This window comes from Ruegeria sp. D7 (genome assembly GCF_056534355.1).
Genome location: NZ_JBQFPG010000012.1, coordinates 50,749 through 66,257 on the forward strand (window position 1 = coordinate 50,749; position 15,509 = coordinate 66,257).

The 15,509-nt window shown below is 57.1% G+C and carries 18 protein-coding genes; 5 read left to right on the forward strand and 13 right to left on the reverse strand.

Annotation, left to right across the window (positions count from 1 at the left end):
• The first annotated feature begins 16 nt into the window (after positions 1-16).
• Both ACRZ9U_RS15900 and ACRZ9U_RS15905 read left to right on the forward strand, forming a co-directional pair.
• Positions 17-949: an AEC family transporter gene (locus ACRZ9U_RS15900; protein WP_170403928.1), complete on the forward strand. Its 933-nt coding sequence runs from the start codon at positions 17-19 to the stop codon at positions 947-949.
• A 72-nt stretch (positions 950-1,021) separates the two neighbouring features.
• Positions 1,022-1,708 carry a CbiX/SirB N-terminal domain-containing protein gene (locus ACRZ9U_RS15905; protein WP_170403932.1) on the forward strand — a complete coding sequence of 229 codons (687 nt, stop codon included), beginning with the start codon at positions 1,022-1,024 and terminating at the stop codon, positions 1,706-1,708.
• Positions 1,709-1,732: 24 nt separating this feature from the next.
• Here the strand turns inward: ACRZ9U_RS15905 and ACRZ9U_RS15910 are convergent, their stop codons facing one another.
• The 5 genes from ACRZ9U_RS15910 to ACRZ9U_RS15930 all read right to left on the reverse strand — a co-directional run bounded on the left by ACRZ9U_RS15910 (position 1,733) and on the right by ACRZ9U_RS15930 (position 6,111).
• Positions 1,733-2,731 (reverse strand): GGDEF domain-containing protein, encoded by a 999-nt coding sequence (locus ACRZ9U_RS15910; RefSeq protein WP_170403937.1) that lies wholly within the window; start codon positions 2,729-2,731, stop codon positions 1,733-1,735.
• Positions 2,728-3,315, reverse strand: coding sequence for a heme NO-binding domain-containing protein (locus ACRZ9U_RS15915; RefSeq protein WP_170403939.1), 588 nt, complete (start codon positions 3,313-3,315; stop codon positions 2,728-2,730). The genes ACRZ9U_RS15910 and ACRZ9U_RS15915 overlap by 4 nt, the downstream gene beginning before the upstream one ends.
• Positions 3,316-3,438: 123 nt before the next feature.
• The gene (locus tag ACRZ9U_RS15920; RefSeq protein ID WP_170403942.1) at positions 3,439-4,998 is read right to left on the reverse strand and encodes a trimethylamine methyltransferase family protein; all 1,560 of its coding nucleotides are present in this window, start codon (positions 4,996-4,998) and stop codon (positions 3,439-3,441) included.
• A 113-nt stretch (positions 4,999-5,111) separates the two neighbouring features.
• Positions 5,112-5,807 (reverse strand): HAD family hydrolase, encoded by a 696-nt coding sequence (locus tag ACRZ9U_RS15925; protein WP_170403945.1) that lies wholly within the window; start codon positions 5,805-5,807, stop codon positions 5,112-5,114.
• A 19-nt stretch (positions 5,808-5,826) separates the two neighbouring features.
• A complete protein-coding gene (locus ACRZ9U_RS15930; RefSeq protein WP_170397013.1) occupies positions 5,827-6,111 on the reverse strand; it encodes a DUF3572 domain-containing protein in 285 nt (94 codons plus the stop codon).
• An 83-nt stretch (positions 6,112-6,194) separates the two neighbouring features.
• Here ACRZ9U_RS15930 and ACRZ9U_RS15935 point away from each other — a divergent pair, with 83 nt between their 5' ends.
• Positions 6,195-7,601 (forward strand): diguanylate cyclase, encoded by a 1,407-nt coding sequence (locus ACRZ9U_RS15935; protein ID WP_480902368.1) that lies wholly within the window; start codon positions 6,195-6,197, stop codon positions 7,599-7,601.
• 4 nt (positions 7,602-7,605) lie between these two features.
• On the opposite strand, the gene ACRZ9U_RS15940 is transcribed toward ACRZ9U_RS15935, so the two are convergent.
• The 4 genes from ACRZ9U_RS15940 to ACRZ9U_RS15955 are packed head-to-tail and all read right to left on the reverse strand — an operon-like array spanning position 7,606 to position 9,489.
• Complete coding sequence (locus ACRZ9U_RS15940; protein WP_170403951.1) at positions 7,606-8,079, reverse strand: periplasmic heavy metal sensor; 474 nt, start codon at positions 8,077-8,079, stop codon at positions 7,606-7,608.
• Positions 8,076-8,420 (reverse strand): hypothetical protein, encoded by a 345-nt coding sequence (locus ACRZ9U_RS15945; RefSeq protein ID WP_170403955.1) that lies wholly within the window; start codon positions 8,418-8,420, stop codon positions 8,076-8,078. Before ACRZ9U_RS15945 ends, ACRZ9U_RS15940 begins: the two co-directional genes overlap by 4 nt.
• Complete coding sequence (locus ACRZ9U_RS15950; RefSeq protein ID WP_170403958.1) at positions 8,413-9,027, reverse strand: RNA polymerase sigma factor; 615 nt, start codon at positions 9,025-9,027, stop codon at positions 8,413-8,415. The genes ACRZ9U_RS15945 and ACRZ9U_RS15950 overlap by 8 nt, the downstream gene beginning before the upstream one ends.
• 6 nt (positions 9,028-9,033) lie before the next feature.
• Positions 9,034-9,489: an EF-hand domain-containing protein gene (locus tag ACRZ9U_RS15955; protein ID WP_170403961.1), complete on the reverse strand. Its 456-nt coding sequence runs from the start codon at positions 9,487-9,489 to the stop codon at positions 9,034-9,036.
• Between the two features lie 221 nt (positions 9,490-9,710).
• On the opposite strand from ACRZ9U_RS15955, the gene ACRZ9U_RS15960 reads away from it, so the two are divergent.
• Together ACRZ9U_RS15960 and ACRZ9U_RS15965 are read left to right on the forward strand one after the other, a co-directional pair.
• Complete coding sequence (locus tag ACRZ9U_RS15960; protein ID WP_170397024.1) at positions 9,711-10,109, forward strand: DUF983 domain-containing protein; 399 nt, start codon at positions 9,711-9,713, stop codon at positions 10,107-10,109.
• On the forward strand, positions 10,106-10,807 hold the full coding sequence (locus tag ACRZ9U_RS15965; RefSeq protein ID WP_170403964.1) for an NUDIX hydrolase: 702 nt from the start codon (positions 10,106-10,108) through the stop codon (positions 10,805-10,807). Before ACRZ9U_RS15960 ends, ACRZ9U_RS15965 begins: the two co-directional genes overlap by 4 nt.
• Here the strand turns inward: ACRZ9U_RS15965 and ACRZ9U_RS15970 are convergent.
• From ACRZ9U_RS15970 to nuoN, 4 genes are read right to left on the reverse strand one after another with little or no spacing between them, the layout of a single operon-like run.
• A complete protein-coding gene (locus ACRZ9U_RS15970) occupies positions 10,804-12,471 on the reverse strand; it encodes a ribonuclease J (RefSeq protein ID WP_170403967.1) in 1,668 nt (555 codons plus the stop codon). The two genes, ACRZ9U_RS15965 and ACRZ9U_RS15970, sit on opposite strands and share 4 nt — an antisense overlap.
• Positions 12,468-13,247, reverse strand: a complete 780-nt coding sequence (locus ACRZ9U_RS15975; RefSeq protein WP_170397028.1) for a type III pantothenate kinase — start codon at positions 13,245-13,247, stop codon at positions 12,468-12,470. The genes ACRZ9U_RS15970 and ACRZ9U_RS15975 overlap by 4 nt, the downstream gene beginning before the upstream one ends.
• A 12-nt stretch (positions 13,248-13,259) precedes the next feature.
• On the reverse strand, positions 13,260-14,009 hold the full coding sequence (locus ACRZ9U_RS15980; protein WP_170403973.1) for a biotin--[acetyl-CoA-carboxylase] ligase: 750 nt from the start codon (positions 14,007-14,009) through the stop codon (positions 13,260-13,262).
• Positions 14,010-14,065: 56 nt separating this feature from the next.
• Positions 14,066-15,508: an NADH-quinone oxidoreductase subunit NuoN gene (gene nuoN / locus ACRZ9U_RS15985; RefSeq protein ID WP_170397032.1), complete on the reverse strand. Its 1,443-nt coding sequence runs from the start codon at positions 15,506-15,508 to the stop codon at positions 14,066-14,068.
• Position 15,509 lies beyond the last annotated feature (1 nt).

The following is a 15,509-nucleotide window of genomic DNA, read 5'->3' on the forward strand; positions in this document are numbered from 1 at the left end:
CCCGTATGGCGCCGCCATGTTACAAAGCCTGATTGATGTCATCCTGCCGGTGTTTCTGGTCATCGGTGCCGGATACACGGCGACGAGGTTCGGCTATTTTCGCGAAACCCATATCGATGGGTTAATGAGTTTCACGCAGAACTTTGCCATTCCCTGCCTACTGTTTCTCGCCATTGCCAATCTCGATCTCGGCACCAGCTTCGATCCTCGGCTTTTGGTCAGTTTCTATTCAGCAGCTGGTCTGTGTTTTGTCGCTGGTATGATCGGTGCGCGCCTGATCTTCGGACGAGCGTGGGAGGATTCGGTTGCTATTGGATTTTGCTGTCTGTTTTCAAACTCGGTCCTCTTGGGGTTGCCTATTACCGAGCGCGCCTATGGGGTCGAAAATCTAGTTGGCAACTTCACAATCATCGCGTTCCACTCACCCTTTTGCTATTGCCTCGGCATCACGGTGATGGAGGTGCTTCGAAACCGCGGCAACGGCGGAGTGCGGATGTTGAAATCCGTGCTGTCGGCCATGTTCAAGAATGCACTCATTCTTGGGATCTCGTTGGGGTTTGTTGTAAACCTCACTGGACTGGCCATACCCGGAGTTGTGGACGAAGCCTTGAACCTGATCACCCGCGCGGCCTTGCCCGGTGCCTTGTTTGCGCTGGGGGGTGTGCTGGTCAAGTACCGACCCGAGGGCGATCTGCGTACCATTATTTTCGTCTGCTGTATCTCATTGATGCTGCACCCGAGCCTGGTTTGGTTCTTTGGGTCATCTCTGGCGTTGCCGCAAGATTTGTTCCGCTCGGGCGTTCTTACCGCAGCGATGGCGCCGGGGATCAATAGCTACATCTTCGCAAACATGTACGGACATGCCAAACGTGTGGCCGCGTCGTCAGTTCTGATCGGAACGACCGCGTCAATATTGACGGTCTGGTTGTGGCTGACCCTCTTGGGATGACGAAAGTGCCAACACCGCATTGACTCTGCCCACCAGCAATACATCTATCGCAGAACCTATCCGGAGCCCTGCATGACACACGCCGTTATCGTCGCCCATGGCCAACCCTCGGACCCTGCACCTGCAGAAGCTGCGCTAGCAGCCTTTGCGCGAGAGGTAGATGAGTTATGTCAACAGGTTTCGGTATCGTCGGCCACATTGGCAGCCCCGCAGGCGTTGGAAAATTGTCTTGATGGATTGACCAGCGACACGGTTATCTACCCCTTATTCATGGCCCGCGGCTGGTTTGTCACCAGCGCTCTGCCAAAGCGGATTGGCCAGCGTTCTGTCACGATTCTGGACCCCATGGGTATCGATCCCGAACTGCCTGCCCTGATTACAGCGGCCATACATCAGGAACTGACGAACAGGGTTTGGAGCGCGGCGGACACAGATCTTGTGATCGCTGCACATGGCTCGGGCCGCAGCGCCAATCCGGCCATTGTCGCAAAGGGTTTCGCCGAGAATCTGGGTCGGCTTACCGCGTTCAATAGCATTCGCACCGGGTTCGTTGAGCAAACCCCATCAATTGCGGACGCCGCCACCGGGTGCGGTGGCAAGGCGCTGTGCCTGCCGTTTTTTGCCTGCACCGGAGGCCATGTTTTGGAAGATGTACCCGAGGAACTTGCCCGCGCCAGCTTTCACGGACACGTAATGCCCGTGATTTCAGAGCTTCCTCAGGTCAAGCGACACATCGCGGCGACGTTGGATACACTGTAGCGAAGCAAAGGGGGGCCACCTGCGTCAACCGGAATGCTGCGCATCCGATAGCTCGCAATAGAAACGGTGGCAGGATCGCCCGCTTCGTTTCGCGGCGTATAAAGCCAGATCGGCGGCATGAAGAATATCCTCGGCCTTGGGCACTTCGAATTGTGTCGAGAGTGCTGTACCAATACTTGCCGATATACGGCAGGTTGCCCCATCGAACTGCATCGGCTTGCACAGGCGTGAAATCAGGCGCCCTGCAATACCATCAAGCTTTGTACGATCGTTCATGCCCTTAAAAATCAAGACAAACTCATCACCCCCGACTCGGGCAACCGTGTCGTCGCTGCGTGTGACGTCCAGCATGATCTTTGCGGCTTGCTGCAGAACATAGTCCCCTGCAGCATGCCCCAATCGATCATTGACCGATTTGAAGAAATCCAGATCCAGATGCATCATTGCAAAACTCGATTTCGACGAAATCAAATGCCCCAGAATATGATCCATCGCACGTCGATTTTTCAGCCCGGTCAACGTGTCCGTATAGGCTTGTTCTTCTGCCGCCAGCATCGCACCTTGCAGACGCAAGTTCAGTGAGCGTGACGCTTCCATCGCGGCAGAATTTGCCTCGACCAGATACAACAATTCTATGGCCAGATCAGTGCCCGGGAAATCGGTGCTGGTCAGAGAATAGTCGCGTACCGCATCCAGTATCGAAATTCCAAACGACAGGTTGATGACCGCCCCGCTTCCGCCAGGAAACGGCGCAATCAGACCTTTGAACGCAGTCTGCGGCCGGTCTTGAAACCTGAGGTGTAGCTTTCGGTCCGGCACCATCATCAGCGCAGCTACTGTCGTGATTGAGCGAGGGCGCACCAGTTCAAAGACATCCAGAAAGCTTCGGCCGACCATAGGCCGATCCGGACGTAGCTTCTGCAGAGTTGGTCCAACCTGCCCGATCCGCCCCATGTCATCTACAAGGACGAACATCGGACATAAGGTGTCCAGCAACTGTCCAAGATCTGCGGTCTTGATCATGATTTACGTGCCCCAAGATCAAAGTGACGCCCTTCGGCAAACGCGCTTTCGATCAATGTGATTGAAATCAACTCAGCCCCGTTTTGGCACCCTTCATTGGACAGGATCACCAACGCCCCATAGTCATCCGCCATGGCTCGTAGTACACCTGTCATGACGCTGGAATACCCCGGCAAATCAGGAGTACAGTGCAGGTGATATTCCCCGGGCGAGTGTTCCTGCAGTTCCAAATCCGGCAATCTCAGATCGGACACAGCGAGGCGGACGCGATCCGACAGATCATCAAGCGAATGCAGAAACTCCAAATAGGTGACCCCGCCAAAACGCAACAGCCTGCGTAGATCTTCCATGTTCGAGTGTGAGACCAGATAAGTGCCCAAATCCTCAAGAAATTCGGATTTTGGGCGGTTCAAGTCAGCGCACAAAGCGTCGAGCACTCGGGTCGATATCTCCGCGTCATAGATCAACATCGCCTCGAACTCGTCAAATCCCAGCCCGGCCGTATGAGTCGCGCGCAACCAGCATTGACGCCCGTAGGTGGCGCAGACAAAGGATTGGATCGCCCTGTTGATCAGCCCGTGCATGAGTCGCCTCAGATTGAAAGACACTCTCAAGTGATCGCAGAAAACTTAACAAACACCCAAAATCCGATACGGGATTATGAGAATCCGATCTAATCCCAAACTGAGGGGCGGATTGGGAAGCGATCAGAAATCGGTCGGCGCACCGCCTTCGGCCTTGCGGCGCTCAACAAACTCGGCCAGCTCCTCGCGGATCGCCTCATCCATCTTCGGGGCTTCGAAATTGTTCACGATCTCCTTGAACATCCGATGGGCACGTTCCGCAGTCCAGATACCACCAGCTGCTTCCCAGGCTTCGAAGTTTTTCCAGTCACTCAGGAACGGCTGATAAAATGCGGTGGTATAGCGATCTTGTGTATGTTGGATGCCAAAGAAATGCCCGTCGTTTCCAACAGACCGGATCGCTTCAAGGGCGATGTCATCCGGGCCCGTCGCTGTCAGTTCCGGCTGCATATACCTCTGAATCTGCTGAAGGATTTCGCAATCCATGATAAATTTCTCGGGGCTTGCGATAAGGCCTCCTTCCAGCCAGCCTGCCGCATGATATACCATGTTGGTGCCTGACTGCACCGCCGCCCAAAGGGAATTCGAGGTTTCCCAAACCGACTGCCCATCGGGCACATTTGCCGCGCAAACGCCCGAGGACCGCATAGGCAAGCCATAATACCGTGCCATCTGCCCAGTCATCTGGGTCGAGCGCATGTATTCCGGTGTCCCGAATGCAGGCGCACCGGATTTCATATCGACATTCGAAGTAAAGGTTCCGATCACGCATGGAATACCCGGGCGAACGTACTGAAACAACGCAATCGCGCACAGCGCTTCGGCAAGCGATTGTGCCACTGCGCCAGCCATCGTCACAGGGGCCATCGCCCCGGCCAGAGTGAAAGGCGTCACGACAATTGCCTGCCCACGCCGCGCCAGCCGTAGGCAGCCATCGATCATTGGATGGTCGTGTTTCAACGGTGAGGTCGAGTTGATGTTAGTGTACATCCGGGGCGTGGCCTCGAATTCCTCGTGGCTCAGGCCACCCGCGATACGCACCATCTCCATCACGTCTTCGACGCGCTCTTTCCCCAGCGAATAGGCATGCATTGCCTTGTCGGTCAGGGTCAGCTTGTCATAAAGCACATCAAGGTGCCGTATGCTGGCGTGGATATCGACCGGCTCAACCGGATATCCACCTGCAAAGTGGATACAGTTGAAGTATTGCGTCAGCTTCAGCAGGTCCTGACACATCCGCCGGGTGCCGGGCACTTTTTTTCCGATTTCCATGTCCCAATAATTTGGTGGGGATGAAACATTGCCGAACAGAATGGTCCTGCCACCAATCTCGATCTGATGCTCCGGGTTGCGCGGCGTGATGGTAAATTTGCTGGGCGCCTTGCCCACCATTTCCATCACGAAATCCCGGTCCATACGGACGTTGTCGCCGGAAATTGTACAGCCCGCCTTGCGCAGGATCCCGATGGCTTCTTGATTGTAGAACTCGATGCCGATCTCTTCGAGAATCCGCATGGCACCTTCGTGAACCGCTTCGATCCCCTCGGGTCCCAACGGCTCGATTGGCTTGTCGATGTTTGTGGGCGGGTTCCAGGGCATCTGCTCGATCACCGCCGCGCCGCGCCTCGCGGCTGCGCCCGCGCGTCCACCACCGCGACGTTTGCGTGTCTTGCTCTCAGCCATCACCATCCTCCGCGCTTTCACTCCTATGAAAGCCCCGAAGATTCAGTATCGCCGTTCTGTCTGCGACAAGAGTTGTCGGTTTTATTATCCAACCCGGCGATTTGGAACCGAGGTTATTCGGTTTTCGACAACCAGCCGGGAATGTGCCCGATGTTGGGCAAGACGACATCCGCCAGCGGTTCGAGTGTTTTGGCCGTCGCCATGCCGGTCAGAACCCCGATGGTGACCATCCCCGCGGCGCGTCCCGCCTCTAGATCGTGAAGACTGTCACCAACCATCGCAACACGAGATGGCGCGACCTCGACATGCTGAGCAAAGGCCAATAGCTGCCCCGGACCTGGCTTGTAACCATGTCCGCTGTCATATCCGGCTACAAAATCAAAATGGTCTCGCACACCAACGGACTGCAGGTGCTGCAGGGCCGGCATTTCAGCATCGTTCGTCGCAACGCCCAGTTTCAGCCCGGCGCGCCGCAGCTCGGCAAGGAATGGTGCCAAGGGAACGGCTTGGATCTGCTCTGCGTTCGCTGACGCCCGGTTGAGTGTTTCGATCAGATGCCCCAGAGTTACCTCAGGCAAATGCGGTGTCAGAGCTGCAGCAACTTCATCGACCGTTCCGGCGATGACTACGCTATTCGGGTCGTAGCTCTCTTGTTCAAAATCAAATCCGATGGCCTTCCCCAACTCGGTCGCGCGCTGCACATCTCCATCAGAGAGCTGCAGCATCGCGATACGCCCGAACGCACCCCAAGTGGCTGCAAAATCAAAAAGAGTACCGTCCTTGTCGAACACCAGGGCGTCGATTGCCATGAAACAAATTTCCTTTGGGTTAGGTCCAGTGCATATCCGAAATTCCGGACAACGCGGCACGGGCTTGACCCGGCTCTTCGTAGGGCACGGAATTGGCGTCACAAAAAGCGATCACCCATGAATCGTCAAGCAGCAGAAAGTCCAACACAGACCCAAGAAATTCAGCCTCACCCGCACGGTCGCGCAAATCTTGTTCCGAGGCACCTGTCGCCCCAAGGAAAACGGGCAGCAACTCATCATTTCCCACCAGCCAGCCCAGCACATTCAGGGCCAGAGTTTCAGCGGAATTGGCGGAGATCGGCATAAACTGGCCTCGGACACTGTGTTGGAAAGGGTTTGTTAACCAGACTCATAAACACTTTAGCAACGCATGCAATCAAACGGTGAATGGCTATGTCTGTACAAGGCACCATACTCGTCCTCGACGGTGTTTCGACCAATCGCATAATGCTCAAGGTTCAGTTGACGGCCGCCTGGTACCATGTCGTGCAGGGTGAGAAACTGGCCGGGCTTGGTGCATTGCTGCGGCGGACACGGCCTGATCTGGTTCTTACAGCGCAAACTCTGCCCGACGGAAGCGCTGCGGATGTTAAGAAAGTGATGGCGGCAGATCCTGCTCTGATCGATGTGCCGATTGTTGCGATTGCACCGCAAAACGACAAAGCAGCGCGTTTGAAGGCACTGTCGAACGGGCTGGATGATGTGCTTGGCTATCCGTTCAAGGATACACTTCTATTGGCCCGCGTGCGCAGCTTGTTACGTACGCGCGCCGAACGGCAGGAATTAAACATCGAAGGTTCGGCCCAAACCATTGGCTTTGGCGAGGCGCCACAGGTGCTGATCGCCCCGCCATCGACGGCAGAGATCGCGATCCTGACGCAAACAGTTCGAACCAGCGCGTTGTGGAGTAATGCTCTGACCCATCAAACCCGGCATCGTGTGACCGGCCATACTCTGCCTGATCTCAAAGGCATCCTGTCCGGAACGATCCCGGACGCGATTATTGTTGAGCTTGCACCGAATAGCTCGGGGCGGAACCTACTGGCAGATCTTCGGTCGCGCGGTGCGACACGAAATACGGTGCTGATCGGTGTGTTGCCGGATGATAATCCCGCACTTGCGGCCGAGGCGCTGGACCGAGGTGCTGATGCGGTCTGCATGGGCGGGTTTCAGACAGATGAGATATGCTTGCGGCTTGAAACTTTGATCGCCCGCAAGACCCGAGACGACAGATTGCGAGCGACATTGCGCAGGGATTTGGCCGAATCCCTGATCGATCCGCTGACCGGACTGTTCAATCGCCGCTATGCGATGCGCGCGCTGGACCAGATCGCGCATCAGGCCCCAGAAACGGAAAACGGATTCGCCGTGATGCTGGCCGATCTGGACCACTTCAAGGCAATCAATGACCGTTACGGTCACGCCGCGGGGGATTTGGTTCTGACCGAAACCGCGAAAAGGCTGCGAGTCGTGATAGGAAAAACCGGTTTTGTCGCGCGTATCGGCGGCGAAGAGTTCATGATCGGGCTACCGAATACCTCAACCAACCAAGCGCTGAAGCAAGCGAAACAGATTTGTGAAACAATTTGCGAAAAACCTTTTCAGCTGCCGGATCGTCCGGCCCCAGTACCCGTAACGATCAGCGTGGGGGTGAAATTATGTACCCCGCCCGAACTCTCTCATCCAGGCGAAACAGACCCGGTTGATCGATTGATCAGCTCGGCGGACAAAGCACTTTATGCCGCCAAAAAAGCGGGCCGCAACCAGGTACAGATTCGGCAAAGCGCAGCATGACTAGTCAGTCCCGTTTTTTTTGTTTGCGCGGGCCGCGTTTAACCACGTCCTCCAGCCGGTCCGCGTAAGCGGCACGTTGGTCATCATTCATGGCCGAGATCTGGGCCAGCCATTGCTGATGAAGCGCAGTCTGCAGATCAGCAGTTGCCTTCGACTGCTGTGCCAAAAGACTCGCAACCGCTGCGGGATCGAAGGGCACGGCCCTGAGCACTTGACTGAGAGCAGTAAAATCCTGCTTGCGCCGATGTGATCCTTTTCCGCGCAGGTCCGACAACTCACCCCTCAGAGCCTTTCGATCCGACTTTGGCAGCGCATAATACAGCGCCGGGCCAAATCCCGGAGGCGCATCGGCATGAGCGCTTCCTTTAAAGCGCAATGCCGCACCCAAAATGACTCCGACAATCAGCAGATTCAAAGCAAGAGAGACAACCAGCAATATCGGCATCCATTTGCGTTTGGGTGCGGGATGATCGCTCATTCTGCGTCCTCCAGATAGTTTTCGTCTAAATTCAGATCGGCCATCAGATAGGTCGTCTCTTGTGAGATGAAGTAGTCAACAGGGTCCGGCAAGAAGGCCGGAGCGGAGAACCCGATCCAGACGCCAGCTGCGCTTGCCGCCACAAGACCGCTCAACCCTTGCCACCCCCCGATAACGCCTATCTTTTGCCGCCATGTCCGCCGCTGCGGTCTTGCAATCCGGGCCAGACGTATGGCTTCGGCATCAGTTTCGATGCGAACCGCAAGATCGTCAGGAAACGTATCCCGCGCCGCACGCGCCCGTGCAAACAGATGGTCGAGTTCGTTATCTTGATCAGCCATGTTCGTACCCCAGTTCATCCCGACGCCCCGCCAGTATCGCGGTCAGAGATCGTTTGCCACGCGCGGTCAGGCTTTCAACCGCCTCGACCGAAATATCCATGATCCCCGCGATTTCGGGATTGGACAATTCTTCGATGTGCCGCAGAACCACCGCCTGCCGCTGCCGGTCCGGCAAATGCTCCAATGCAGCCTGCAACGCGTCCTTGCGGGCACTCTCCTGCATCTGGTCGACCACACTGGCAGTCTCATCTTCGGGTTCGGCCACATTGTCCAACGCTTGAGGCCGCTTTTTCCGGCGCAAGTCCACACATAGATTCAGTGTTACGCGATAGAGCCAAGTCGATAACTGCGCCTGCCCCGGCACCCAGTCAGGTGCCATCTTCCAAAGGCGCATCATCGCTTCTTGCGTCACGTCCTCTGCTTCGGCTGGGTTTCCCAGCATTCGCAAAGCCACGGAATAACTTCGCGGCCCCAACCGCCCGGTCAGCAGGCGGGCCGCCGTAGCATCGCCATCAGAAAACCGGCCCAGCAACTCTTCGTCGCTGGGCTCGGGCATGGCAGGTGTTCCGCCATGCTCGATGTCGGGATAAGAGGTCAGATCCTCCATCCCGTATCAGTTGTTGTCGGTGTCCGACTTCTGATGCCGCTTGTGTTTCCGGCCCATTTTGTCTTTTGCATCCGCGTATTCCTGCTCTGAGATCGAACCGTTGCCGTCGGCATCGATGCGCTCGAACATCTTGGAGGCGCGGCGCGGTTTCGGCAATTCATCTTCGCTAAGGAAACCATCCGCATTTGCGTCGTGCTTTTCGAACATCTTGGTGACACGCTCGTTGGCCTTGGTCTGCGCCGCAGCCTGCATTTCTTCGACGCTCAGTTGGCCGTCGCCATCTGTATCGGCAGCGGTGAATTTCTGGTTGCGATGTGTCTCGATCTCGGCCTGAGTCACCTGCCCGTCCCCGTCGGCATCCAGTTCCTGAAATGTCGCACGCGGGCCCTTGGCCAAAGCGGAAGTGCCGGTCACAGTAACTGCAGCTACGACGATTGCCGAAATGAAGCTTTTGGTTTTCATTACATAGTTCCCTGAATTTGGCGGCCATTTGCCGCTGTTGATACCTATTCAAACGCGGCTTGGGCGGGTTTCCGTCGCTTCCGGCACAACTTTTTTTGCTTTATTTGAAACGCCAATAGAAAATGATACGCTAAGCAGCAGCGCCACAAAGCGACGCACCCCCCTTTTCCGTTGGGTTTGATCCTGCCTATATGCCTCCAGGAAAGATGCGCGAGATACATATGATTGACCAAACTATTGACAGTTCGCTCGAAGAAGACCGCCCAACAAAACCCGCATTGATCCGAGGGTTCCGGTGCAAATGCCCGAATTGCGGTGAGGGTGCGCTGTTGCACAGCTATCTCAAGGTGAATGACACCTGTTCGGAATGCGGGCAGGAATTGTTCCATCATCGCGCTGATGACGGCCCGGCCTACCTGACGATCCTGCTGGTGGGGCACCTTCTGGCACCCGCCCTTCATGTCTCTTACGTGCAGTGGCGTCCCGATCCATGGACCATGGCGATTGCATTCTCGATCGGATGCGTCGCGCTGTCCCTGTTCCTTCTGCCCCGTCTCAAAGGGGCCGTGGTCGCCTATCAATGGGCGCGGCGGATGCACGGGTTTGGCAAGGCCGGATGACGGCGGATAAAACCGCAATCCGGGATGCTGCTACCGTAATCGTATTGCGTGATCGGTTCACAGACCCGTCGATCCTGATGGGCCAACGCGGTGCCAAGGCTGCGTTCATGCCGAACAAATTCGTGTTCCCGGGCGGCGCGGTTGATGCTTCCGATGCGGGCATCCCGCTTAGCGCGCCATTGCCCGATCTATGCACCGATCGCCTGTCACAACAATCAGCGCCAAACTTGCAGACCTCTCTGGCTGTCGCGGCGATCCGAGAGTTGTGGGAAGAAACCGGGCTTGTTCTGGGGCAACAAGGGGATTGGCAAGGCGCGATCCCGGCCGATTGGCAAAGCTTTGCGGCGATGGGCTACCTGCCGTCTGCAGAAGCACTGCAATTTGTCTTTCGCGCAGTCACACCGCCGGGGCGACCCCGCCGGTTCGACGCCAGGTTCTTTCTGGTCGATGCGGACGCGATTCAGGGGGATCTTGACGACTTCACCCATGCCTCGGACGAGCTATCGCATTTGCAATGGGTCAAGATCAGCCAAGCGCGAGAGTTCGACCTGCCCTTCATCACCGAAGTTGTTCTGGCCGAAGTCGCTGCCCGTGCAGAGGACCCGAACCCGCCTGAAACCGTTCCCTTCTTTCTCAACAACGAAGAGGCCAGCCTTTTCCTGCAGCTTCGGGGCTATCCGATGCCCTATGCAGATTAACGCATTCGGCTAACAACCACTGTTACCTCGGGTTTCTTGCCGATCTCGGCCTGCGCGGTCTGACGTGCGATCCGGCGCAACCCTTCTTCCAGTTTGTCGTCATCACGCAGCGTCTTTGCGCCCGCACGCATCAGGAACTGGTTCAGGTCCTCTTCCAGCACCTCAATCAGCCCCGCGCGGGATGATCCCATTTCGGGCAGGCCCATCGTATCGCACCACGGCTCACCCAGCGGTTCGTCTTCTTCGTCCAATATCACCGTGATGGTGATATGGCCGTTCAGCGCCATGCGAATCCGGTCGCGCACCACGCCGTCCAAGGCGCCGATTTTGACTGTACCATCCAGATAGGTCCGGCCAGTCTCGATATAATCCGCCACTTTGGGCGCATTCCCAGTCAGATCCAGCATAGTGCCGTTAACAGCGAGAATCCCAGTACGTCCGCCCGTTTCGGCCAGTTTGGCATGCTCACGCAAGTGGCGGTGTTCGCCATGCATCGGGATGACCATCTGCGGATCGATCAGAGCGTGAACCTTCTCAAGATCAGGCCGGTTGGCGTGACCCGAGACGTGATACAGACCAGAGCTGTCATCGACCACATCCACGCCCTTCTCACTGAGCTGGTTCATGATGCGGATCACGCCACGTTCATTGCCGGGAATAGTCTTGGACGAGAACAGAAACAGATCGCCCTCTTTCGCTTCTAGCCCGCGATACTTACCGCGCGCCAGTTGGGCGCTGGCTGCGCGGCGTTCGCCTTGGCTGCCAGTCACAATCAACATCAGGTTCGCGCGCGGCACGTCGACGGCCTCTTCGGCGCTGATAACTTTTGGAAAATCGGTCAGGATGCCGGTCTCGGTCGCCGCCTCGATCATACGCCGCATCGCGCGACCCAGCAGAACGACCGAACGGCCGGCTTTCTGTCCCGCCTCTGCCAGCGTTTTCACGCGTGCCACGTTCGAGGCAAACGTGGTTGCGATGACCATGCCGCTGGCCTCTTGAACCAGACGGGTGATCTCGGGGCCGACTTCGGATTCCGAACGCCCGGGATGGCTTGAGAACACATTGGTACTGTCACAGACCAACGCTTTGACGCCGGGCTTTGCCACCTCGGCCCACAGATCGGGATCGAATGGTTCGCCCACGACCGGGTTGGAATCGAGCTTGAAATCCCCCGTATGCACCACGCGTCCGGCAGGCGAGTCGATAACGAGCCCTGCACTTTCAGGGATGGAATGCGAAACCGGCAGGAAACCAACGGTAAACGGGCCAGCCTTGATCTGTTCGGGCCATGGAGACGCAGTTTGCACCGCCTCGGTCGGGTGGCCGCGTTCTTCCATCTTGCGACGCGCGATATTGGCGGTAAAAGCGCGCGCGTAGACCGGCGCGCCCAAAGCCTCATAACAGTGGGCCACCGCCCCGACATGATCTTCGTGCGCGTGGGTGACAAAAACTGCTTCCAGCTGATCGGCACGCTCTTTCAGCCAGGTGATGTCTGCAAAGATCAGATCCACGCCGGGCGAGGTGTCCATGTCCGGGAAGGCAACGCCAAGATCCACAAGGATCAACCGCTCTTGGCCCGGCTTACCGTAACCATAGACATAGGCATTCATGCCGATTTCGCCTGCACCGCCCAGCGGCAGATAGATCAGTCGTTCACTGCTCATGTTGAGCCATTTTCCTTGTTATAGCGATGTATCACGGTCAACCCGTGCATCGTCAGATCATCCTCGATAGCGTCAAAACCCACGTCAGCCTGATCAAAAAGAGGCGCCAGACCCCCGGTACCGACGACTTTCATCGCCATTCCGTATTCAGCTTTCACGCGCGAGATCAGCCCTTCGATCAGGCCGGAATATCCCCAATACACGCCGGACTGGATACAGCCAACCGTGTTTGTTCCAATCACTTTTTCGGGCCTCGTGATGTCGATATGCGGCAACGCCGCTGCACCCTGATGCAGTGCCTCAAGGCTCAGGTTCACGCCAGGGGCGATGATACCACCGACGTAGGCGCCGTCGGCTGCGACCACGTCGAAATTCGTGGCCGTCCCAAAGTCAACCACAACCACATTGCCGCCATGGCGGTCGAACGCCGCCGCCGCGTTGGCCAACCGGTCCGGACCGGGCACGGTGCCTTCGTCCACGCGCGGATTGACCGGCAGCAGGCAATCTGGCTTGCCAACAACAATCGGCCGGCATCCAAAAAAGCGATCAGCAAAGACCCGCAGGTTGAACACCACGCGTGGCACGGTTGAGGCGATGATCACATCCGAGATATCAGCTTCGATACCGTAGTGTTTCACCAAGGTTGAATACCAGGTGAAATAGGCATCCGCTGTGCGGGCATGATGAGTTGAGGTGCGCAGGGTGCACAGAAACTTTTCGCCATCCCAGATCGAGAAAACGGTGTTGGTATTGCCGCAATCAATCGCCAGAAGCATCCCGCGCCCCTTTCAGAAGTACACATCCGCAGCCGGAATGCTGACCCGGCCCTTGGCGGTGTTTAGGACAAGGCTGCCACCCACGTCTACCGTTTCGAAGGTTCCAACCGTTTCGGACGTGGCTGTACGAGCGGTTATGACTTCGCCCAACCGCGCTGCTCGGGATAGCCAGGCGGTGCGGATCGGTTCGAACCCGTAGGTCATGAACTGGGTCTCATAATGCGCATAAGCTACCGCCAGTTCGGTCAGAAAATCCTCGGGGGTGGTGAGCGCGCCGGTTTCCGAGAGCAGAGAAACCGGTCGCACCGCTCCGGCTTCGACGCGATCAGTGCCCGGTGCCTCGGACAGGTTCACCCCAACCCCTATCGCCAGATGTGACACGCCCCGGCCCTGCCCCGTGCTTTCTAGCAGGATACCCGCTAGTTTTCCGCCGTTGAGCAGCACGTCATTGGGCCATTTCAGTGCCAAACCTACTGCGCGCCCTGTTACCGCCACACAGGCATCATACAGGGCGAGCGCTGCGACAAAACTTCGAAGCGCCGCCTGTTCCGGATCACCCGGCGGGCGCATCAGCAAAGTCGCTGCCAGATTACCTTTGGGGTTGGCCCAGGCTCGCCCGCGCCGACCACGCGCGGCGGTCTGATGATGTGCCATGATCCAGACCGGACCGGTCGCTGTTGGCGCAAGCCGCACCGCCTCATTCAGAGTACTGTCGACTTCTTTCAGTATATGCAGGCCATATCCCTGCGGCCATTCGCTCATGTCAAAAAGGCCCGGTCGCGCGAGACCGAGCCTCGGTTGTTCGAAACGCGGCAGTATCAGTTGACAAGCGTCGCCGCAGCAGCTGCAGCTGCCCCTTCCACACCGAACTGATAAAATACGCCAATCAACATCAGAGCCGCAGAGCCCATCAGCGCTGCCCACAAAACCGGGGTCGAGCGGATCTCGATCGGGTCTTCATTCTCCGCCCCGAAATACATGTAGAACACGATCCGCAGATAGTAGAACGCACCAATGACCGAGGCGATGGCCGAGACGATCACCAGCCCGAACAGGTCGGCATCGATACCCGCTTGCCAGACGCCGAACTTGGCGAAGAAGCCCAGCATCGGTGGCACGCCCGCCAGACTGAACATCAAGATCAGGACCGCCAGAGCTTTGCCCGGATCGCGCTTCGAGAACTGACGTAGCGCATCAATATCAGTGACCGGTTTGCCATCACGCTCCATCATCAGGATGAATGCGAAGGTTCCGATATTCATCGTCACATAGATGGCCAGATACATCAGCATTGCCTTGATGCCCATCTCGGTCCCGGCGGCCAGTCCGATCAGAGCATATCCCATATGGGCAATCGACGAAAACGCCATCAGCCGCTTGATGTCACGCTGCCCAATGGCCGCAACCGCGCCCAGCAGCATCGACAGGACCGAAAGCAGCACGATCACTTGCTGCCAATCCTTGATCACGCCTCCGAAGGCATCATGCATCAGGCGCGCGAACAGGGCCATCGCAGCCACTTTCGGAGCGGTGGCGAAGAACGCGGTAATCGGGGTCGGAGACCCTTCATACACATCCGGCGTCCACATGTGGAACGGCACGGCCGAGACCTTGAAGGCCAGACCCGAGATCATGAACACCAGGCCAAACAGGAGGCCAATCGAGACATCTCCATGATGCACCGTTTGGATGATGCCCGAAAACAGCGTGGTGCCAGTGAAGCCGTAAACCAGCGACGCACCATAGAGCAGCAAGCCAGAACTCAACGCGCCCAGCACGAAGTATTTCAGACCGGCTTCGGTGGATTTGGCACTGTCGCGCCGCAAGGCGGCGACGACGTAAAGTGACAGCGATTGCAGCTCAAGCCCCATATAAAGCGACATCAGATCGCCTGCGCTAACCATCATCATCATGCCTACAGCCGCAAGTGCGACCAGCAGAGGATATTCAAAGCGCAGCAGATCGCGGCGCGCCATATATTCCTGGCTCATCAGCAATACCGCAGCGGCAGACAGCAGAATCGCAACCTTTGCAAATCGAGCAAAGCCGTCATCCACAAACATGCCGTTGAAGGCCACGTTAGTACCTTCGCCATTCATCGCAATCCAGATTGCCAACACCGCCATCAGACCTGAAGTGGCCCAGACCAGCATGGGAGCCAGAGCATCCTTGGTGGTGTAGACAGCCCCGATCAGCGCCGCCATCGCATAAATTGCCAGAACAATTTCCGGCAGGATGATTGTCAGATCAGCCTGGATCATG